This is a genomic window from Pseudomonas sp. LBUM1645 (assembly GCF_059716185.1).
Genome location: NZ_CP166811.1, coordinates 4,935,001 through 4,956,808, shown reverse-complemented (window position 1 = coordinate 4,956,808; position 21,808 = coordinate 4,935,001). Strand labels below are relative to the sequence as shown.

Below are 21,808 nucleotides of genomic sequence, written 5' to 3'. Positions count from 1 at the left end.
AAATCAGGCACCGTAGTCCAGCCATCGCAAAATTACAGACGACATCCGCGGGGGAATCACACCCAGGGCCCAGCATCCGAGGTTCAAAGGGAAGGGGAAACTGATTCGTGCCTGGTTGGCTGCCAGGCCGCGACGGATGCGTTGCGCGGCTTTGTCCGGGTTCCACAGCAGCGGTTTCGGTCCAGGCATTTCAAAGCACATTTTCGATTCGACATAACCCGGCATGATCACGTTGATCCGCACGCCGTCAGCGGCGACCAGGTCGCGCATGGCTTCGCCGTAAGCCTTCATTGCCGCTTTGCTGGCGCTGTAGCTGGGTGTGGCGGGCAGCCCGCGCCAACCGGCGAGGGAACTGAACAGGGCGATCTGGCCGTGCTTTCGAGCGCGCATGGTCGGCAACGCCGCCTGCACAGTAGCGATGGCTGCCATGACGTTCACTTCGATCACGGCCTGAGACAGTTCCCATACTTCATCTTCCGAGTTCGGACCCGCGGCGGTATTGAGTCCGGCACCGACAATGATCAGGTCAGGTTGCTCGGTTTCGCTGATCCGGGTCACCCATTCGCGCACCGCCACCAGGTCCTGGACATCGAGTGCGTGCAGGATGACCCGAGCGCCGGCAGCGCGGCATTGCTCGGCCATTTCTTCCAGACGCTCGGTGCGCCGGCCTTGCAAAATCAGGGTCACACCCGGCGCAGCATAGGCCGGTGCCAGCGCGCCGCCGATGCCACCCGTGGCCCCGGTGATAAGGATGCAGCGTGGGTTTTTGTGCAGCGTCATAGGTACCGTTCAATCTTGGAGGTTTTGGCCATCAGCACTTCCAGCGAGTTATTCACGGCCATGTCGATACCGCAGCGTGTATAGAAGCCGCCGTTGACCTGGGTGGTGTGAATCACTGTGCTGCGAAAGCGCTGGAACAGCGTGGTGTCTGGCGGTTCCGGCGTGTGCCAGAAATCGTCGAGGCTGCCTTGGTGGGTGAGCCCCTTGAGGTTGTAGATCGGGTCGCTGAGGGCGATGGTCGGCACGTTGTGCATCAGTGACGAACCACCGACGGTGCTGTTGACCGTGATCACGCCCGCGACGTGGGACAGCAACGTTGGCATGTGGCCGCTTTCGAGGAAGTCCACGCGATCGGCGATGCCGAGTTTGTGGGCAATGCGCCGGGTGATACGGTCATAGTTGACGATGCCCGGGGTCAGGGGATGATTCTTGACCACCAGGCGCGTGTCACTGCCGGCATGGCGGGCGAACGAACCCATTACATGCTTCAACACATCCTTCATGTGCTTGAACGGCGAGTGATCGCGGATCTGCGCATCGCTGTCCAGCTGCAGTGGCAACAAGAAGGTGCGATGGCGATTGCGCGCCACTTCACTGATGACCGATGAATCACGTCCCTTGGCGCTCGCCAGACGAATGCCCTGGCGAATGTAGCCGGCATACTCGACCGCCGCGTTAAAAGGCGCGTGGGTCTTGTAGTGCGGGAAGCAGACTTTGTTCAAGGCACCGCCGACGTGATACATCACATCGTGGAAGGCGCGGGAGGCGAAGGACAACTTGAAGGAGTCGCCGTTGTGATAACGCGGAATGTGCTTGCCGACTTCCCGATACCATTCCGGGTCACGTGGCAGCAACGAATGGTTGTTCACCCCGTCACGTTCCAGCGTGACCCAATAAGGCCGGAAGTACCCTTCTTCGAAAACATGCACTCGCACGCCCAGGCGTTTCGCGAGCGCGATGGCCGGCAAATGCACGGGACGACGGTCACCGAACAGCACCAGATCGGTGATGCCTTCCGCCTTGAAGCACTGGGTATAGAAGTCTTCGAGCTGCTCGGGCCGGGCCGAGTAAAACACGCGCGAACCCTTGCCATACAGGGTGTCACCCATATTGAAGCTGACGGATTTGACCCATTGCCCTTCGGCACGCAGGGCTTGAGCCAAACGGGCGAAGAAGGGGGAACTGACACCTTGCAGGAACAAAAAGGAGTTGCGCGGTTTGGTCGACACGGAGCGTCTTGCAGTACCAGCGGGGTTCAACTGTTCTTTTGCGATGTTCTCAAAGCGCTGGGGAGTAAACGTTGAATCACTTCGCGCCATCTTGGCTTCCTTCCTTGTGCTGGTACTTCATGCCAGTTCTGCAGTTCCAATAGAGTTCGTTCAGGTGTCGTAAATTTTTGAGTGATGCGGCTTACATAAATCGGGTAGTTGATCAGGGTGCCGGCCACCAGTTCGTCCAGACTCAACCGTCTGCTGCGACGCGCCTGAACGTCAGGGTGCATGCCCTCATCCGTGGTTAAACCCCATCCGGCATAAAATGGCTGTCCATACGTGGTGACCGGTATCCCGCGTAGCAAAGCTTCGAAGCCGGATTGGGAGGTCAGTACATGGACTTCATCCACTTCCTGCAGCAACTGGTGAAAGGGCACGTCGCCCACCACCTGGTTGCACCAGTCGGCGGTCAGCTCTTCGTCATCACCGCGCTTGCGTGTACCGGCCACGACTTCCGGATGCGGCTTGTAGAGCAGCCATGCCTGCGGATGGCGCTCGCGCACCGCTCGCAACAAATCGAGGTTGCGGCGTATGCGGTGAGCGCCGTAGCGAATCGAGGCATCGGACTCAACCTGACCCGGCACCAGAATCACCTTGTTCACACCGACAGGCCGTTTCCACTGCGTGCCGGGGAGGTTGTACTTGGTGACGCCGGCCGCACAAATCGCTTCCCGCAAAGCACCTGCCCGATGGAGCAGGGCAGGGCTGCATGGATCGTTCTGCAAGTTGTGTTCCAGACGCGAGGGGCGGGTAGCGTCGTAGTAGATACCGAGGTCGTCGAAGACCCAGGACAGTGGGCGAGTCTTGTTTGCGCCTAGGCCAACTGAACGAAGGAATCCGTCTTCGACTCTTCCTGCATGGTTGCCGTGGGTAAGCCTGGTCATGGCCGAGTCATGGGCGCAGCCCCACGTCACAACTGCCCCGGCTTTTTTCAAATGACCGGAACGCTTGGCAAAACGGATGGATGAACCGTTGAAAAAATCCGTGACCAGCGGCTGCTTCCATCTGGAAAAACCAAACATGTGCAGCTGTTCCGGCAAGCGACTGCGCATCCGTCGTTGCAGACCCAGCCAGGCCAGCACCACTTCAGGCTCACAGGCCTGACCGGATTCCGGGTCGACATAACGCGGGTATTCAACCAGTGCCGCGTGCAGCAACTGTTCAAGGCTGACCGGTTGACGACGCATCGGCGCGGGTAGCGCATCCCGGGTCAAACCCCAACCGGCATAAAACGGCATGCCGAAAGTCCGTACCGGCACGTTCCACAGCAACGCGTCGAAACCTAGTTGCGAGGTCATCACGTACACGGCCTGAACTTCGCTCAGCAACTCGGCAGGATGAACATTGCGGCTGATCACCTGAACGCGCGGTCGCTTGCTCAGCGCAGCCAAATCAAAGTGACCCTGCTTGCGACCCGCCACGACATCCGGATGAACCTTGACCACTACCGTGCTCTGAGGATGCTCATCGAGTGCAGCCTGGAGCATGCGCTCGAAATCAGCATCGCCAGCGCCCTGAAGTGAGGCATCGCCCTTGGTCTGGTCAGCGACCAGCACGCAAGGTTGTGGCAACGGGCAGGCCTCGATGCGGGCGTTGTTGTACTTGGAAACGCGCTCTTCTCGCCAGCTCGCCTGCAAGGCCCGGGCGCGGAGAATTTGAGCTTCACTCAAGGCTGTCGGGATCAATACTTCAAGGCGCGACGGCGTCTCGGCATCGAAATAAATCCCAAGGTCATCGACGATCAACGACAACGGCGGCTCATCCGCGCCGAGGCCCACCGAACGCAAAAAACCATCCTCTACCGACAGCACAGGCAGACCGGCTTTTTGCGCTTCCCGTTGCGCGACCAGGGCGCTTGGCTTGCGACCCCACGCCAGCAACATATCGGCCTGAGCGACATCACGCGTCGAACCAGACAGCAATCGATAGTCGGGCAACAGGGCGGGCAGGGTGGTGACTTGCTGAGCGCCTTTAGACAGCACCAGCAAGCACGGCCGATTCAGGAGGATTTTGTCCATAAAAAAACAGCGGATATCCGTAAGTGACGCACTCGGTTGCGAGACGCGAAAAAATCCAAAGCGCGTCAGGCAACGCTCTTCCATAGGTGGGCGCGGATGATAATACAAAGCCGACAATTTATAACGATAAAAGTAGGAAGTTTCCTACAAATGTTGGGCGTTATCGCGTTGGGTAACGGCCTGCGCTGAGCAGCGCGTTTTGTCATTTGACGGGGAGGGGGAGTGTCAGCAAGTAGTCATACTTCTCACGCAAAGACGGCATTTTTTCTTTCTTCTGGTACTCAGCAATCGTCTCCGGCCGCAAGCAGTGCCACAGAGCGTTCAGCAGGAAGACATAGTTGAGGTTGAGCGTCGCGCTCTGGCGGTCGAATCGTTCATCCAGCGCTTCGACATAGGCCTGCAAAAACTCATCGCGGACCTTGATAAAGCCCGGCAAATCATTCCGCCGAAAGATCGCGCTCAGGTACGCGCCCCCATCGAAACCAATTCGCCCAACCTTGACTTCGCTCCAGTCGATCAACTGTAACCCCTGGGGCGAGAGGAAGAGATTCTTGCGCAGATAATCCATATGGCAAAAGCAGCGCTGGCTGTTCCTGGCCTCAGCAGCCACTCGCCGCAGCGCCGGACTCAAGGCGCGCAAACGCTCGGCCAGACCGATGAAGTGGTCATCCTGCTTGGCCAGCTTTTCCACGGAAGGTAAAAAGCGCTCGAAATTGAAACGTGACCTCAACAGATACCAGGGCCGAAAAAAATCCATCGTCCAGAACCTGTGCGCTTGCCACCGCGAAGTCCGCTGCACGTGCAGACTGGACAAGGTTTCGATCTCGGCAATCCCCCGCGCCACGTTCACGGCTATAGCCGCCATTCGAGGTGCTCGCCCTTGCACGTAATCGGTAAAAATCAGGCTTTCCCAGGGCGTTTCGATAACGCCCAGGCACGCGGGGTGTTTGAAGTGAACACTTTCGGCCAGGACATCCCGCTCTCGATAGAAACGCGACTCCAGGCTAGTGATAAACGCGACTTTGCGAATCGACTTCTCGACCACATCCAGTGTTGCACCGGTGTCGAGGTCGGTCAGTTGGTGATGGCGGACGTAATTGACGAAGGAAGCGTTGGACGCGAGGTCCGTGGTAATGATGCTAAATCCGTCTGCCCGATACCCCGGCAAGAGAAAGCCCAAGCGTTTTTCCAGGGTGGCGTGGCTTAACCAGAACGCATGCCTGCCGCTGACTGATGTTTCGGTATTCGATTTGGTGCTCATGCGTTCCAACTGTAAACATCCATCCTGTTTCTGGCCTGACACACAAGTGAAGGGCGCAGTGTCCTTGCCACCCTCCGTAACAGTCGAACAGAGGAGGCGCGATAGTACGGATTCCATCCGTGCATTGCCATGCTTGCGGTCAGGATGACAACAGAGGTGACGAAATTTCCTACGCATTATTCGGAAAAGCCCACACGCCAACGTTCCCTGCTGACGACTCAGCCGTTAACATACGCGCCACTCAAATCAAGGAACGATAGCGTCCCCATGAATCACCTTCCAATCGCCAAAGATGCACTCTGCGCCCAGGCGCAAGCCATTAGCCAACTCGCAGAACGTCTCGATGGCGAGTTCCAGCGCGCCGTAGAGCTCATCCTCGGTTGCAAGGGCCGTGCAGCCGTGTGCGGCATGGGCAAATCCGGGCTGATCGGCCAGAAAATGGTCGCAACCTTCGCCTCCACCGGCACCCCGAGCTTGTTCCTGCATCCTGCCGAAGCCTTTCATGGTGATCTCGGCATGCTCAAGCCGAGCGACGTGCTGATCCTGATTTCCTACAGCGGCGAAACCGAAGAAGTCATCAAGCTGATCCCGAGCCTGAAGTCCTTCGGCAACAAGATCATCGCCATGACCGGCAACGGCCAATCGACCCTGGCCAAACACGCCGACATCTGGCTGGATATTTCCGTCGAGCGCGAAGTTTGCCCAAACAACCTGGCACCAACCACCTCGACCCTCGCCACCATGGCCATGGGCGACGCACTCGCCGTCGCGCTGATCGCAGCGCTGGACTTCAAACCGATGGACTTCGCCCGCTACCACCCCGGCGGCAGCCTCGGTCGCAAACTGCTGACCCGCGTCAGCGATGTCATGCACACCGGTTTGCCAAAAGTCTCCCGTGAAACCTCATTTCACGACTGCCTGCTGGTCATGACCTCCAGCCGCTTGGGCCTGGCCTTGGTGATGGAGCAAGACAAACTGATCGGCATCGTCACCGATGGCGACCTGCGCCGTGCGCTGCTGGGCAATCCGGGCGTTGTGAATGAAACCGTGGCGACCTTCCTGACGCCGAATCCGCATACGGTGAAGGCGTCAGCTCAGTTGTCTGAGGCTGAGGCTTATATGCTGGATCACAAGATTCGGGCGTTGCCGGTTACGGCTGATGGGAGTGATGAGGTTGTGGGGGTTGTGGAGATTTTTGACTGAGCATTCTGCTTGCGACCCTAGATCAAGCCTTTGGACCAATGAAGGTTTGCGTTATGGAGGTGGGTCGTATACGCCGCTTCAATCGACTTCATTAACATGAGGATGTGGATTAGGTCAGGGAGCCTGTAGTTCGTTCTAGTAATTCAACTAAAAGACGTTTGCATGGGTAATTATAAGGTGACAACGGTTACCTAATTGATGAAAGGTTTTCAAGTGGCAAACTCTAGTGGCGGAATTTACTTATTTGTTGATCCTTTCAATCGAGCGGACAGCGGCGTCACGGCCTATGTCCGCTTGGCGGGGGAGCAATTAACCGCGCTAGGTCTAGAGGTGGGAGTCATTCAGATCGGCAGCTTCGAAACCATCGAGGCTTTTCGAATAAGAGTGAAAGCTGAGATTCTGGGTTTCAGAAAAAATATAATGTGCATTGAGGCGCCCGAGTCTCTCGCTGCTACATTTTTGGTGCCGGAAGCATATCCCATACATATACGGTTGCATTGTTCAAGAAGTCTCGGTGCGGCAGTTCAGGGTATGCCTTATTGCCAATCTGCTGTTGGCAAAGAGCAAAAGGAAATATCACGCGCTCGATATCTGAGTTCTCCATCATGGGCTTCGTATTTTGCCAGTTGTGCGCTATTCAAATTTAATAAAATTCCATATGCCTATCCTAATCCCGCACCGAAGGTAATTGTTACGACGAATCATGTACAAAAATTTGATGTGACTTTCGTCGGACGATTTCAGCGGCTTAAGGGGATATTGTCTCTGGTAGAAATAATTTCCAGGCTTCCGCACTTACGGTTCGCGATTGTATGTCCTCCCACGGACAGTACGGTTCTGAATAGTTTTAAAAATATAACGTTCTTTGATGGTCGATTGATGCAGAAAAGTGAGATTTACTCACTTTCAACGGTGGTCATAGTTCCTAGTATTTTTGAAACAGCCTCTATGGTGGCCATAGAAGCCTTGGCATTTCGTTGCAAAGTAATACTGTGGCAGCACTTGGGGGCGGTGGAGTATTTTGATGGTGGCTCAAATTTGGTTTCCGTGCCCTCAGGTGATATTGCATCGTTCGTATCGAAGATTGAAGGTGCTCTGAAAACACCGTGGAAAGATCAGGGTAATGTATCTGACAAATTAAACCAGGCCTTTCGTGAAGGAACAACACAGCTATTGGCTGAGAATGATAATAAAAAAAATATTATTCGCCGCCCCGACGTAAACATAGAGAATTATCTAAAGGACTTGGTTCAAAGCCAGCAGGAACAAATGAAAAAAAAGAAAAGCTCTACACTTGTCAGGAAAACTCAAAAATTAATTTTCCATCCGGTCGCTTTTTTTCGAGACTCGACGGAAGCGAAGTATTTGCGCAGGAAAATTTCTGAGCGCAAACTAAAAAAGCTGATGGCGCTAAGAGAAGAGTTTAAAGATCACCCCGACTTCATGGTTCTCCCATCGGTAAGTGATTTGATTGCTGGGCCTTTAATTGGCCCGAGCGTAGTTTTGGATTCAAATGCCCTGGTCCCGTCCAGAGACTATTGCACTGTTATAGAGCAAACTGGGCGGATTGAAGTTAGGGTCAGTGAGTCGAAGCCAGCGGGTTACTCCACCGCGTTTATGCATCACGAATTCGAAGATGAATCGTTGGTGCAAAAAATTATTGATGATCTCAACCAATTTGAAGATTTTAAGTATGTGAATTCTTCAAGAATGAAGTTTGGGAGGTTTAATGTTTCTGAAGCTCAATCGGCTTTGTCAATTGTAAATCGGATAGATGTAAAGAATAAAAATAGTCTATCTCTGTTGAATTTTATTCTCTTGCTGAATGCCCCAAGTAATGTATGCAACGCGCTGCGTTATGCAGGTGTAGAGCAAAAGATAATCTTGATAAAAACACGCAACGATTTGTCTGTCGACCCAGACTCTGTAGATGGTGTTATTTCAACGGACGCTGTAGATGTAAAAAATAATAAGCTAAGGCGTGTTATTAAAATAGAAACGGTAGATGGTATATCGTTGGCTATGCGGCGAATTCTGCAAGAAGGTTTTCCGAAAAAGCGCGATATGTTGTTGCCTTTGCATATTCGCGGGATATCTGCCTTCGATAAGGTGGATTTCGTTGATTTTGACGAGCGTCATCACCAAGGAATCCTGAAAATAAGGAAGACGGATTATACAAATTCGAAAACGATGATGGATATCTACGAAAAAACATCGAATTCAATCGTGGGCATTGCAGTGCTTGAGTCGACTTACATGCGTTATCGAAGTCTTTGCGAAGCAGTAGAAGCGGGTCATCCCGCCACGAACCTGATTGAAGCTTGTTTGATGGATGGGGGGCTTTTTGATGTCAAAGAAGTATAAGATTGTTCATGTTTCACAGACACCTTTGGTCGCAGCACCTTCGAAAATTGCTCTTGCGCAAAGATTGAATGGTCATGACTCGATAGCAGTGGCGCTGAATGACTATCCGGTCAAGGGACCGTTGGCTGGAAAATTCATAGAAGAATATATTCTAGAGAATGAGTTTACCAAGCCGCTAATTGATGCGGCTATTCACGCGGCTGACATTATACATGTGCATAATGATATACCGGATGCATGGGCGGAGCGCTTGATAAATAGTAATCAGAATGCGCGTTACTTCTATCAGGCGCATTCACCGCTAAGAGAGGGGCCTCTATATTTGCCTAGGCATGCTGAAATCAATCTACCCTTCAGTGCCAATTTGGTAGTAGGGCAGTTTCAGCCAAGGATTCATAAGGATCATATCTTCGTACCGAACATAGTCCATGATGTTCCAAGTTTTTCTCCAAGACAAAAAAATCAAAAGCTTCGTGTGATTTTTAGTCCTACTCATCTGCGCCCTGGTAGATGGAATAATAAGTACGTTGAAAAGCTCGATGTTGCTATAGATGCTCTTGTGAAGTTAGGAAAAATCGAAGCAATCATTCCCGCGGAACCGGTTGCTCCGAAAACGTTGATGGCTATGCGAAAGACGTGTCACGTTACCATTGATGAAATAGCCACAGGCGGTTTTCATCAGGTTTCAATCGAGGGATTGGCAGCAGGCAACGTTACCATTAACAGGGCTGATTTTTTTTGTAAAGCCGTGTTTTCGAACTTCACGGACGGACTGTTTCCCCCGTTCGTCTATGCGACCGGAGAAAGTATTGCGGGTTTGCTAGAAGATCTTGCCAATGACTGGCAGAAAACCGCTGAACTCCAAGAGCAAAGTTTCGAATTTTTTAAAGCCCACCTTACCCCAGAAAAAATGGCAACGGTCTTTGATAAAGCATATGAAATTATTTAACAGCATCAAATCGTTGAAAAATAAAGAGGCCGGGCGACGCGCCTTTATTTTGGCAAATGGACCTTCTATTGCGAAGGAAGATCTCTCTGTTCTCAAGGGGGAGTTGACCATTGGAATGAATGCATCCACTTTGCTGGAGGCTAGCCATAATTTCCATTCCAATTACTATGTATTATCTGATACGCGCTTTATAGCCCATCCTGAAAAAAAGCATCTGGCGACAACAGCTCTTCACCCAGAAACAGTTCGAGTGCTCAGGTCTGAGCTGAAAGAGCTAGACCACAGCGAGTTAGCTAACCCTACTTACTACATTCCGGCCTTGCAGCGCGACGGCTTCTCAAAAAATCTCCATGCTGGTTATTTTTTTGGCTGTACGACCACGATGCTTGCGATTCAACTGGCCTATTATTTAGGTGTATCCGATATATACCTGTTGGGGTGCGACCTAAGGTATCAGGTAGAGTCGCCAAGATTTTATACAGAAACTAATCCGCAGTTGGAAGATAGTTTTACTAGTGTTCAAATATGGAATATTGTGAACGCCAGTAATCTGCTTGAAAGTGAGGGCAAGAGACTGGTCAGTTGCAGCGAGATGTCGTTTCTTCGGCCCTATATCGAATATGAGCCTTTTGCCCAGGCGGTAACATCAAGTGATGCTTTCGCATGAATGTCATAAACTCAAAAAATGCAGGAGCAATCGCTTTAAAAAATGCACTTCAGTACATAAATAACTTGCCGCAGAATGTATTGGAGCAGTTGGTAAATCCGAAAGTATCGCCTTATTATGGTTTTGTTGATGTAGAAATTTCTGGTGTGCCGTCTTTTACGATGTTTAGTAGTAATGACGATTTTGTCGCGCAAGCTTACTTCTGGAGAGGCATTGATGCGTATGAAAGTACTAGCCTGAAATTGTGGACTGCATTGGCGCGAAGAAGTGTGAGCATTTTTGACGTTGGTGCTTATTCTGGTGTTTATTCTCTCGCCGCATCCAAAGCCAGTCCTAAATCTAAAATCTACGCAGTTGAAGCATTGGATCGAGTGTACTCAAGGCTCTTGATAAACAAAGCTGCTAATTCTGCCGCGAATATAAATTGTTTTAATTTTGCTGTATCAGATAGCGATTCGGAAATAGATTTACTTATATATTCCGGTCAGGATATTTTGGTGTCGGGATCTTCAATGGTTCCTGATGCTTGTACGCGTGCCCCTCACGAGTCAAAAAGAGTCAGATCCCTTACCCTTGATTCCTTCATTGAGTCAAATGCAATTCCTGGTGTTGGGTTAATAAAAATAGATGCAGAGGGGGCCGAGCATCTAATAATGAAGGGGGCACGAAAGGCAATTGGTAGATATTTGCCGGATATAATATGTGAGCTTTTGCCTACCGCGAAGACCGATGATATTATTGTTTTTTTCAGTTCGCTTGGATACAAGTACTACAAAATATCCGAATCTTCAATGAAGCTTGTGCAGCATGTATCGCCGCCGGTTTCTGTAGATCCGCCGGATTACAATACATTTATAAGTGTGAAAAGTGGCAGTGAACTGCTGAACCTGCTTCCAGGGTTTGAGATTATCGAGCTCAATTAATATGCAGCTTGTTGTCAGCCGTTAGTGGAAGTTTGCAATTTCGAGAGTGTGACAATGTCAAAGCGACAAATAAGACTAAAAGAATTTCAGCCAAACATTCACAAAACTTACACTCCCGATGAGTCGTATTTGAATGATCGGCCGCGGCTCGATAAGAATACTGCTTACGTCGTTCGGACGGATGAGAATGGATACATCGTCAGTGGTACCCACCAATGCTCGCCTCGGACAATAGTCTTGATGGGCGATTCATTTGTGGAGAATCTTTATATTGACGAGGATAAAAGAATAGCTTCGCAGTTAGAAAGAATGCTTTTGGCGAATGGGTATGACTATCAGGTTTTAAATGCTGGTGTTTCAGGGACTACCAATTTAAATGCAACTAATCTTTTGTTGAATAAAGTTGTTTGTCATGCACCGAAAGCAGTTGTGTTTGTTACATCGTCAAATGATCTTGCGGCGTTAAGGTATGAGTGTGGCTATAGCAATCGCAGTAAGTTTCATGGAAATATTGTTCCGGAAGACTTAAGTGAAAGTTGGACAAAATCATCCGTAAGCGAAAATATAGATCAGTTGGTCGATAACCTGAAGGTTGTAAGTTTTATCTGTAAGCTTCACGGTATAAAGTTGTATATTTGTACTTATCCTGAGATTCAAAGTAACGAAGATTTAAAGCTTATAAATTCCAGGGTTCGGGTCTTTGCGGCAAATGAATCTGTTGAGCTTGTCGATTTAGATAAGTTGATCATGAAGAATGATATTTATTACTACGACAAGCTTCATGTTAGTCATATAGGGGCCTCTGTAGCCGCTAAAAGTATATTCGATCGTATAAAGAATTCGTTGTTGACTGAAGAGACAGTGAGTTTTTCTCGGTCTTTAAGTGTGAGTGAGTTTGGTTTAAATCATTTAGATCTACACTGGTTGGCGTCGCAAGAACTCCCAAGTGAAGGTCAGTCAGGTTATATTGTTTCGCTTAACATCGACTGCACGGCCAAATCGGTCAGAAAACACAAGGCTTTAGTGGTTCAAGTAGAGTTTGATCAGGAGCCAATATTCTCCACTGAGCACAAATATTCCTTTTCCAGGTCGTCTGGATGGCATTTCTATGTAGATCTGATTGCAGATTGCAGGCAGCAGTTTTCCATGCCGATTATTCTACCTGACAATGTGCAACAACTTCGTGTTGGTCTCAGGGTTTTTGATGAGGAGTGCTTTGTTAGTGTAAGTAACATTGCGCTTGAAGTGATCAAGAAGGTTTGAGCTATTGTAAATGCCAAGGGGTGTGTAAGTTACTTGGCATTTTTTATAAAATGCAAGATTGGCGGGTAGGGGCGGTCAAGGGGTAAGCAATCCATGTGTCTGAGACTCTGGTGTGCATGATTAATCCGTGTTGCGGCCTGCGGCAGACAGATTTAAATTATTGTCCCCAGAAATCAATGATTTTAAATAGTGAATGTGCGTTCATATTTGTCGAGCTATGATCGCCGCCTACATAACAGCGCGTATATGTAAGCTTCAAGTCGTCAAGTGTTGAGAAAAGCTTTTGTGCTGCTGCTGCATCTGCCGGGTAATCGCCATGCTCTATGTAGAGCTTGGGTTTGGATGGGAATCTATAAATAAAATCGTTAAGATCAACCCAGTTCGTACCTGCTTCGCGAATCTGGCGCTCCCAGTTTTGTAAGGAATGTCTGCGCGAACTCTGGTAGTCAACTTGAGGATTGGTAACAATTACCCCTGCAACATCCATCCAAAAGCCAAAATAGAGTGCGGCATACCCACCCATGGAACTGCCTACCAAAAACGTGTCTTTACTTGTGAGGTTGTGCTTCTGTAGGTGTTCGCTAATGAATTTGTGGTAGCGGACTTGTGTTGGGGCTGTGTCGCTGCCTATGTAGTAGCGGTGGTCATTGTCCCTGAAGATAATGTATAGATCTTCGCATCCCTCCTTATGTCTATTGTGGAACCATGACCAGCGCTCATATTTCCCCGGGTTCATACTCGTGAAAGAGATCACTGCTCTTTTTGGATTGTTGCCGCACATAACAAGTGCATCGATGCCATTGGCTTTATGTGCAAATCGTTGAAAAGCACTTTCTACATTAGAGGGTGGTGAGACGCTCTCATTGCCGGTGCTGGTTTCTGCACAATCCTCAGCAGATTGACTAACGATTAAAGAGGGGACAGTTTTGCTGCTGATGGCTTCCATCTGAGGCACTCATTGGGGTGGGCTATTAACAATGGCGGTACGGTACCAACAAGTACCTGGAGCGGGAGTATCCACGAGGGGAATTGGTTCGGATGAGTGTGATCATCTGTCGCCTCGTTACGGTTGAGGCGACAGTCGTCGAGGGGCTGATTGTCAGTTCGTAGGGCTCACACCAACTGCACGTCCAAGTAGGAGGGTCTGTACGATGGGGCCAATGATCTTTTGCCATTCATAGACAGCAGCATTGGTCACATAAATCGTATCGTCAGGTTTGAGCATGACTTGGCGCGCATAAAAAATGGCTGCCGGATCACGCATGTCGATACGCATGACGATTGGTTTTGCGGGTTGTTTCGGATTGGAGTCACCCATTCGAAACACGAAGACCCCTTGAGGGTTCGCACTGGTCTCTTTCAGCCCTCCGACGGAGCCCAACGCATCGAGCAGGCTTGCATTTTGGGACGGCAGATCGTGCAAGCCAGGCTCGCCCACGGCGCCCATTGCCACGAAGCGCTGGCGTGAGCGGTCCAGAACAACTTCCGAGTTGGGTTTCAGGGCAAAGTTATTGCCGGCAAGTATTTCTTCGTAGTTGAAGGTGTTGGCCTGATCGCCATTGCGCACAGTGACATTAACCAGGTGCGGCTCCAGGAGCGGACCGCCAGCCTGGTTGATGGCGTCAAGAAGGGTCAGCGGTCCTTGCAGGGTGGAAAAACGCCCTGGAGCTTTCACCGCCCCGGCAACGAGTACGGAGCCGGAAAGGTCGCCAACCAGATCAACGTGCACTTGTACGTCGGAAGTTACGCCCTTGAGCTTTTGTCGGATCAAGTCTTCAACCTGGATCAGGGTCATGCCCGCTACGAACTGATGACCGACATAGGGCAGGGAAATCATGCCCTGCGAGTCGATGCGCACTTTAAGTTGGGTGCCGCCAGTGGAGAGGGGCGCAAACAGACTGGAGCCTTCCGGGGCGTTATCGGTAATCAGCACGCTAATCACATCACCGCCCATCAGGCGGACGCTTTGTGCCATTGGGCTGGTAATGGTTGCCTTGACTGGCTTGGACGGTGAGCGCATGAACGGTGCAATTGTGTTTGCGTTGATGTCTACCAGGTCATAGGCGGTGTTCTTGTTTTCAATGGTGCCTTTGTAGGGGCCAGCACCGGACAGGGTGCCGCCGCAACCTGCCAATGTCAGAGTCACCAGCATCAAACCCGCAACTGCGCTGTTTCGCATGCTCAAATTCAGGGGGCGAAGGGGCAGGTTGGAAATGGATTTAATCACGATGATCCTCGATCGATGCAATTAGGAAGCGAGTAATGCCGTACAGCAGCAGCAGTGCCAGGAAAATGGTCGCCAGGTTGTACAAGCGCTCTGGGTAAAGGGCCAGCTGCGGAGTATTAGGGGTGACCACGGTGACCAGCGTGCGAATCTTCTTGCTGGCTTCGATTCGTGCGTTATCCAGTGCAGCGACGGCGGTTTTGTAGGTTTCTTCGGCGATGCCGGCGTCCAGCATCAATTGCTGGAAGCGCGAGGCCACCACGTTGAGTTGGTCGCCGTCGGGTGCCGACACCAGCATGCGTTTTTCAGTCGCCAGTTGCTCACGAATGGCGTTGACCCGCTGCTGTTGCTGTTTGACTTGCGGAGAGTCTTGACGAAGTTTGTAGAGCATCTCGGTCAGCACGGCGCGCTCTTTGGAGTACTCGCCTTCCAGTGTGTCGATAATGCTTGCACGGCCCTGAGCAGAGCTTTTGCCGTCCAGTACCTTGTTCACGTTCTGGAAGCGCAGCAGCTCTTCTTTGCGTTTGGTGTAGTTCTTCTTCGCGCTTTCCAGTTCGCCGTGGGCGAAGCGCATCTGCTCGCGGGCGATGCTGTGGGAGACTTCGTTCACGAAGTGTTCACTGGCTTCAAGAATGGTCTTGACCATTTGCTCGGCCAGTTCAGGGCTGAAGGCCTGTACTTCAACCTTGAGTAGGCCGGTCGTCTCGTCGTAGTGAGCGGAGACCATGCGCTTGTAGTATTCAAGCAGGTCTTCTCGCGGCGTATCCGCCTTCAGCCAGAAGAACGGGTCATTGCGTTGTGCGGTGTATTGCTCAACCCAGTGCAGGCGATCTTCCAGCAGTTGCATCATGTCCATCGATACGATGTATTCGCGCAAGTATAGCGTTTCTTCCCGGGATGCCGGGTTAGTACCACTGAGCAGCATGCCGAGTCCTGGTAGTTGGGCTCCAGGGTTGCTGCCTTCCTGACGAACCACGACTTGCGCGGAACTGACATAGCGGTCCACGGCAAAGAAGTTGTAGTAAACGATGGCCAGTGCCAGCGGTACCACGATCAACCCCAGAGTCAGGCGCCAGCCCTTGAATTTACCCGTACTGCTCATATGCACACGCATCCTTGAAATAAAACAATCACGCCATGGTCAGGGCGATCAGGTGTTGTAGGCCTTGATGCCTTCGGCGACATCGTCATAGATCTGCACTCCGCCATCTCGCACCAGCAGCACGACATCGCAGAGTTTTTGAATTTCATTCATGTTGTGCGAGACCAGCACAACCTTGGACTTCTGCAGTCGCTCCTCGAAGACTTCGGCGCACTTGCGTTTGAAGTGTGCGTCGCCCACGGACATGACTTCGTCAATCAGGTAGTAGTCAAAGTCGAACGCCATGCTCAGGCCAAAAGCCAGGCGCGAGCGCATGCCCGATGAGTAGGTTTTGACTGGCTCGTCGATCCAGGTACCGATTTCAGCGAAGTCTTCGACATAGCGGACTTTCTGGCGCATGGCTTCACCCACGGCGCCGTAGACGCGGGCGACGAACTTGATGTTCTCGCGGCCGGTCATGCTGCCCTGAAAGCCGCCGGACAAACCCACGGGCCAGGAGATGCTTTTGTCTGTGGCAACAGTTCCGGAGTCGGGCATATCGGCGCCACCCAACAAGCGCATGAGGGTGGATTTTCCAGCCCCGTTACGACCGATCAGGCCGATGTTTTTTCCGGCGGGGATTTTTAGCGACAGATCTCGGAAAACGTGGCGACGCCCCTTGGGGGTCAGGTACGACTTGGTGATGTTTCTGAGCTCGAACACGGGAAGCCTGCGGTTAGCCGTTCTTGGTGGAGATCAAATGCAGTCGACGAACCCGGTAGGTGCCAAGCGACACAAACAGTAGAACCAGGGTGACGGCAACGACGTAATGGAGTGAGACGCCATCGACTGGCACGTAGTAAGGAAAGATCTCGGCGCGGATCAGTTCCAGCAGATGCAGGAATGGATTGAGCAGCAGCAGCGGCAGCATCGCGTGTGGCAGATAGGCTGCCGGGATCAATACGCCGGAGATGAAGTACAGCGGGAAGAACATCATGCGGATGAACAGTTTGCTGCCAGGAATGGCGTGTGCGATCAGGGAGAGCAGCATGCCCAGGCCAAAGGCAAACAACACCCCCAGCAAGATGGTCAGTATCCATTGGATGGGGGCCTTGATCGACATATCGAAGCCATACCAGGCGAAGCCGAACACCAGAATGGAGTAGACCGTGGCGGAAATACTGAACTCTACGAGTGCACGGGCTATAAAAGTGTCGAGTGGCTTGATCTGTTTGTAGGCAAACAGCGAACGGTTTTCCCGGGGGCTGTCCATCAGGCGCAGCGCAATGTTGCGAAACAGTAGAAAAGGCGCGAGGCCTACCAGCACGAACACCGGAAAGTCGAGGCCGGCCACGCTTCTGCCGCGAATCAACGAGAACAACACGCTGAGAATCAACAGATGGCAAATCGGCTCAAGCAACATCCACACCGCACCCATGCGGCTATCACCGATGCGCGCACGCGCTTCGCGTAAAACCAGAGCAAAGATGACGGATTTTTTGATTTGGAGGGGCGAGCGAGGCTTCAAGAGTATTTACCGCACAGCACAACGGCGCGATAAACGCGTTGCTTGAATTCATTTTCAGAGGACTCTCTGTCGACGTAGGACAGATCGCTTCCATTCGTGGGGCGGGAGGTTAAACGCTGTAGGCGACAGGAGTCAAGCCGCTTAGTTCCCTCTTTCTAAGCAGTTGATTTCGCCCTTTTTGGTGGCATTTTGGCCGAGGCTGAAGACTTGATCCGTTTGCTCAACATCGAGGCTGTTTAGCTGGCGAGCATAGGGTAAGTGAACAATCCAAAGTGCAGCAGATTCAAACCGAAGTGGGTCGCGATAGCAGCACCCAAACCGCCAAATCGATAGGCCAAGCCATAGCCGACACCCGCCAGACTTGCCAGCAACACCCATTGCCAGCCAGCGCCAAAATGCGCAAGGCCGAACAACAACGAAGCGAGTAGCAGTGCCAGGGTTTCGCCGTAGGGCAGATTTTTGAAGCGTCGGCTCAGGCCACCCTGGATATAGCCACGAAACAGCGCTTCCTCCACCAGCGTCACCAGCAGAAGATTATTGTTCGTCCAGAGCCAGGCTTGATCTGGCCATTTCGGTGCCCACTCGACGATCCCGAGCAGCCAGGCTCCTCCTAGCGTGGCGAGTGTCGTCAGGCTCAAGGCTACGGCGCTTACTTTTAACGTCTGCGGCAACGAGTGTCGGCCGACGATCCATGGGCACACCAGTAACAGCCAGAAGCCAATCAGCGGTTTGTCCAGATTCAGGTTCATCGAGAACGGCACGGCGTCTTCGGTAAAGCGCTCCTGGACGATCATTTTGGCATTGTAAAAACCCGGCCATATATGGAGCGCCAAGACGAGTGCCAGGAGGATGAACAGTGTGTGGCCGAGGTAACGAGCGAAGCGGTAGTTTTGTTGCTGGACGGCGAAAGCAGCGAGCAGCAGCAGGATGATAGCGATGCTTGCCTGGACGGTCAGTTGCCCGTAGGTCAGTGCGAGGACATAGCCGGCAGAAAGTAGTGTCAGGTACGGCCAGAGCAGTACGAGCATCAGGGTCATCCTTATTGACTGGCATCGCTACCTAATGTGGGGCATTTAGGCAGATATACCCGCGAGTCAGCAATTGGCGCACTGATATTTTTCCTTAAGATGGAGTGCTTAGAGCACAGGGTGTGACTATGTCTATGAGTGCCTGACATTCGCTCGAATGGCGCTTTACCGGATGATCCTGAACCAGGGGACGCACATGATTACGTGGCCTGTGATTGCTGTGACATTGTTAATGCTGGTACCCGTTTTGGCTTTTGTTACTTCGATGAATGGTTGGGCTCAGCATTTCAAGATTGAAGGGAATACTGAGTATTAGTTTCGGCTCTGCCAAGTCTCTGTCCTTTTAAAGGGCGCACAAAAAAACACCGCCTGCGATGGCGGTGTTTTTGTTTGTGCGTCAGTTACGACGCAATCAACTGTCGCAGCACGTAATGCAAAATCCCCCCCGATTTGAAGTACTCCACCTCATTCAGGGTATCGATCCGGCACAACACCTCGACTTTCTCGCGGCTGCCGTTTTCACGGGTGATCACCAGCGTCAGGTTCATCCGCGGCGTCAGCTCTACGCCGGTCAAACCCAGAATATCCAGCGTCTCCTTGCCGGTCAGGTTCAGGCTCTTGCGGTTTTGATCCAGCTTGAACTGCAACGGCAACACGCCCATGCCCACCAGATTGGAGCGGTGAATCCGTTCGAAGCTCTCGGCGATGACCGCTTTGACCCCCAGCAGATTGGTGCCCTTGGCTGCCCAGTCGCGACTCGAGCCGGTGCCGTATTCTTGCCCGGCAATTACCACCAGCGGCGTGCCCGAGGCTTGATAACGCATCGCCGCATCGTAGATCGGCATCCTCTCCCCGGTGGGAATGTAAATCGTATTGCCGCCTTCTTCACCGCCGAGCATTTCGTTACGAATGCGGATGTTGGCAAAGGTGCCGCGCATCATCACTTCGTGGTTGCCGCGACGCGAACCATAGGAGTTGAAGTCCCGTGGTTCCACGCCTTTCTCGCGCAAGTAATGGCCTGCGGGGCTGTCGGCCTTGATGTTGCCGGCCGGGGAGATGTGGTCGGTGGTTACCGAATCGCCGAGCAATGCGAGGACTCTGGTACCGGCGACGTCCTTGACCACCGGCGGTGGGCCGCCGATGTCATCGAAGAACGGTGGGTGCTGGATGTAAGTCGAATCGTCCTGCCAGACATACGTCGCCGCTTGCGGCACTTCAATCGCCTGCCATTGCTCGTCGCCGGCAAACACTTCGGCGTATTCCTTGTGGAACATCGCGGTGTTGACCTGGTTCACCGCGTCGGCGATCTCTTTGGTACTCGGCCAGATGTCCCGCAGATAAACCAGATTGCCCTCTTTGTCGGTACCCAAAGGTTCGCTGCTGATGTCGATGCGCACCGTCCCGGCCAACGCATAGGCGACGACCAGCGGTGGGGAGGCCAGCCAGTTGGTTTTCACCAGCGGATGCACGCGACCTTCGAAGTTGCGGTTGCCCGACAGCACCGAGGCGACGGTCAGGTCGGCGGCCTGAATGGCTTTTTCGATCGGCTCCGCCAATGGCCCGGAGTTGCCGATGCACGTGGTGCAGCCGTAACCGACCAAAGCAAAACCCAGTTCATCAAGGTACTGGGTCAGGCCGGCAGCCTTGTAGTAGTCGGTGACCACTTTCGAGCCTGGGGCCAGCGAACTCTTGACCCACGGTTTGCGCTTCAGGCCTTTTTCCACGGCTTTCTTCGCCACCAGGCCGGCGGCCATCATCACGCTCGGGTTGGAGGTGTTGGTGCAGGAGGTGATCGCGGCGATCACCACTGCGCCGTTTTTCAATCGATAAACCTGACCGTCGTATTCGTAGTCGGCTTCACCGGCCAGATCGGCATTGCCCACTGCGACGCCACCGCCGCCTTCACTTTCGAGACGACCGACTTCCTTGCTGGTGGGCTTGAATTGCAGGTCGATGAAGTCAGTGAACGCTTGCGCAACATTTGGCAGCGATACCCGGTCCTGTGGGCGTTTCGGCCCGGCAAGGCTGGCTTCGACGCTGCCCATGTCCAGCGCCAGGCTGTCGGTGAACGCCGGTTCCTGGCCCGGCAGACGCCACAGACCCTGGGCTTTGCTGTAGGCCTCGACCAGTTTCACGGTCTCGCTGGGGCGGCCGGATAAACGCAGGTATTCCAGGGTGATGTCATCCACCGGGAAGAAGCCGCAGGTGGCGCCGTATTCCGGGGCCATGTTGGCGATGGTTGCGCGGTCGGCCAGCGGCAGGTCGGCGAGGCCATCGCCGTAGAACTCGACGAATTTGCCGACCACACCTTTCTTGCGCAGCATTTGGGTGACGGTCAGCACCAGGTCGGTGGCGGTGATGCCTTCCTTGAGCTTGCCGGTGAGTTTGAAGCCGATCACTTCCGGGATCAGCATCGACACCGGTTGGCCCAGCATCGCCGCTTCCGCTTCGATCCCGCCGACGCCCCAACCGAGCACGCCGAGGCCGTTGATCATGGTGGTGTGGGAGTCGGTGCCGACCAGTGTGTCGGGGAAGGCATACGTGCGGCCGTCCTCGTCCTTGGTCCAGACCGTGCGCCCCAGGTATTCCAGATTCACCTGGTGACAGATGCCGGTGCCCGGCGGCACCACGCTGAAGTTGTCGAAGGCGCTTTGGCCCCAGCGCAGGAACGCATAACGTTCACCATTGCGCTGCATTTCAATGTCGACGTTCTGTTCGAAGGCGCTGCTGCTGGCGAATTTGTCGACCATCACCGAGTGGTCGATCACCAGATCCACCGGGGAGAGCGGATTGATTCGCTGCGGGTCGCCGCCGGCCTTCGCCATCGCGGCGCGCATGGCGGCCAGGTCGACCACGGCGGGAACGCCGGTAAAGTCCTGCATTAATACCCGCGCGGGACGGTACTGAATTTCACGGTCGGAGCGACGCTCCTTGAGCCAGGCGGCAATCGCCCTGAGGTCGGCGCCGGTGACGGTTTTTTCATCTTCCCAGCGCAGCAGGTTTTCCAGCAGCACTTTCAACGACATTGGTAGCTTGTCGAGATCACCGAGGCTTTTGGCAGCGTCGGGCAGACTGAAATAATGGTAGGTCTTGTCGTCGACTTGCAGGGTTTTAAGGGTGTTCAGGCTATTAAGGGACGGCATTACGATCACTCCTTTGAGTCCGCACGGCTACGGACTGAGGGGACGGGCAGAGCATTAAAACTAGCCCTGTTTTAAGTAGCTGGCTAATAACTGGACTCTATCGGC

General features: G+C 52.8%; 17 protein-coding genes. 6 read left to right on the top strand and 11 right to left on the bottom strand.

All coding sequences use genetic code 11. The features are described 5' to 3' along the window. Nucleotides 1–3: 3 nt before the first annotated feature. The 4 genes from ACA079_RS22410 to ACA079_RS22395 all read right to left on the bottom strand — a co-directional run bounded on the left by ACA079_RS22410 (nucleotide 4) and on the right by ACA079_RS22395 (nucleotide 5,507). Nucleotides 4–780, bottom strand: a complete 777-nt coding sequence (locus ACA079_RS22410) for an SDR family NAD(P)-dependent oxidoreductase (protein WP_497700984.1) — start codon at nucleotides 778–780, stop codon at nucleotides 4–6. Further along, nucleotides 777–2,009: a capsule polysaccharide biogenesis protein gene (locus ACA079_RS22405; protein WP_497267040.1), complete on the bottom strand. Its 1,233-nt coding sequence runs from the start codon at nucleotides 2,007–2,009 to the stop codon at nucleotides 777–779. The genes ACA079_RS22410 and ACA079_RS22405 overlap by 4 nt, the downstream gene beginning before the upstream one ends. 26 nt (nucleotides 2,010–2,035) lie before the next feature. After that, the gene (locus ACA079_RS22400; protein WP_497700983.1) at nucleotides 2,036–4,069 is read right to left on the bottom strand and encodes a capsule polysaccharide biogenesis protein; all 2,034 of its coding nucleotides are present in this window, start codon (nucleotides 4,067–4,069) and stop codon (nucleotides 2,036–2,038) included. Between the two features lie 202 nt (nucleotides 4,070–4,271). Next, nucleotides 4,272–5,507 carry a phosphotransferase family protein gene (locus ACA079_RS22395; protein ID WP_497700982.1) on the bottom strand — a complete coding sequence of 412 codons (1,236 nt, stop codon included), beginning with the start codon at nucleotides 5,505–5,507 and terminating at the stop codon, nucleotides 4,272–4,274. A 90-nt stretch (nucleotides 5,508–5,597) separates the two neighbouring features. Here ACA079_RS22395 and ACA079_RS22390 point away from each other — a divergent pair, with 90 nt between their 5' ends. The 6 genes from ACA079_RS22390 (at nucleotide 5,598) to ACA079_RS22365 (ending at nucleotide 12,699) form a co-directional block, all read left to right on the top strand. After that, entirely contained in the window at nucleotides 5,598–6,533 is a 936-nt protein-coding gene (locus tag ACA079_RS22390; RefSeq protein ID WP_497700981.1) for a KpsF/GutQ family sugar-phosphate isomerase, read from the top strand. A gap of 198 nt (nucleotides 6,534–6,731) precedes the next feature. After that, nucleotides 6,732–8,897, top strand: a complete 2,166-nt coding sequence (locus ACA079_RS22385) for a glycosyltransferase (RefSeq protein WP_497267032.1) — start codon at nucleotides 6,732–6,734, stop codon at nucleotides 8,895–8,897. Further along, nucleotides 8,881–9,846, top strand: coding sequence for a glycosyltransferase family protein (locus ACA079_RS22380; protein WP_497267030.1), 966 nt, complete (start codon nucleotides 8,881–8,883; stop codon nucleotides 9,844–9,846). Before ACA079_RS22385 ends, ACA079_RS22380 begins: the two co-directional genes overlap by 17 nt. Next, a complete protein-coding gene (locus ACA079_RS22375; RefSeq protein ID WP_497267028.1) occupies nucleotides 9,833–10,513 on the top strand; it encodes a 6-hydroxymethylpterin diphosphokinase MptE-like protein in 681 nt (226 codons plus the stop codon). Before ACA079_RS22380 ends, ACA079_RS22375 begins: the two co-directional genes overlap by 14 nt. Then, nucleotides 10,510–11,436 (top strand): FkbM family methyltransferase, encoded by a 927-nt coding sequence (locus ACA079_RS22370; protein WP_497267026.1) that lies wholly within the window; start codon nucleotides 10,510–10,512, stop codon nucleotides 11,434–11,436. Before ACA079_RS22375 ends, ACA079_RS22370 begins: the two co-directional genes overlap by 4 nt. Before the next feature lie 240 nt (nucleotides 11,437–11,676). Next, entirely contained in the window at nucleotides 11,677–12,699 is a 1,023-nt protein-coding gene (locus tag ACA079_RS22365; protein ID WP_497700980.1) for an SGNH/GDSL hydrolase family protein, read from the top strand. 157 nt (nucleotides 12,700–12,856) lie between these two features. Here the strand turns inward: ACA079_RS22365 and ACA079_RS22360 are convergent, their stop codons facing one another. The 7 genes from ACA079_RS22360 to acnA form a co-directional block, all read right to left on the bottom strand. Next, entirely contained in the window at nucleotides 12,857–13,645 is a 789-nt protein-coding gene (locus ACA079_RS22360) for a YqiA/YcfP family alpha/beta fold hydrolase (protein ID WP_497700979.1), read from the bottom strand. 153 nt (nucleotides 13,646–13,798) lie between these two features. Continuing rightward, a complete protein-coding gene (locus ACA079_RS22355) occupies nucleotides 13,799–14,878 on the bottom strand; it encodes a polysaccharide biosynthesis/export family protein (protein WP_497704361.1) in 1,080 nt (359 codons plus the stop codon). Between the two features lie 40 nt (nucleotides 14,879–14,918). Beyond that, a complete protein-coding gene (locus tag ACA079_RS22350; protein WP_497700978.1) occupies nucleotides 14,919–16,025 on the bottom strand; it encodes a KpsE/RkpR family capsule polysaccharide export protein in 1,107 nt (368 codons plus the stop codon). A gap of 48 nt (nucleotides 16,026–16,073) precedes the next feature. Further along, nucleotides 16,074–16,727: an ABC transporter ATP-binding protein gene (locus tag ACA079_RS22345; RefSeq protein ID WP_497267018.1), complete on the bottom strand. Its 654-nt coding sequence runs from the start codon at nucleotides 16,725–16,727 to the stop codon at nucleotides 16,074–16,076. A 13-nt stretch (nucleotides 16,728–16,740) separates the two neighbouring features. After that, entirely contained in the window at nucleotides 16,741–17,442 is a 702-nt protein-coding gene (locus ACA079_RS22340; protein WP_497700977.1) for an ABC transporter permease, read from the bottom strand. A gap of 326 nt (nucleotides 17,443–17,768) precedes the next feature. After that, nucleotides 17,769–18,560, bottom strand: a complete 792-nt coding sequence (locus ACA079_RS22335; protein ID WP_497700976.1) for a CPBP family glutamic-type intramembrane protease — start codon at nucleotides 18,558–18,560, stop codon at nucleotides 17,769–17,771. 401 nt (nucleotides 18,561–18,961) lie between these two features. After that, complete coding sequence (gene acnA / locus ACA079_RS22330) at nucleotides 18,962–21,703, bottom strand: aconitate hydratase AcnA (protein ID WP_497700975.1); 2,742 nt, start codon at nucleotides 21,701–21,703, stop codon at nucleotides 18,962–18,964. Nucleotides 21,704–21,808 lie beyond the last annotated feature (105 nt).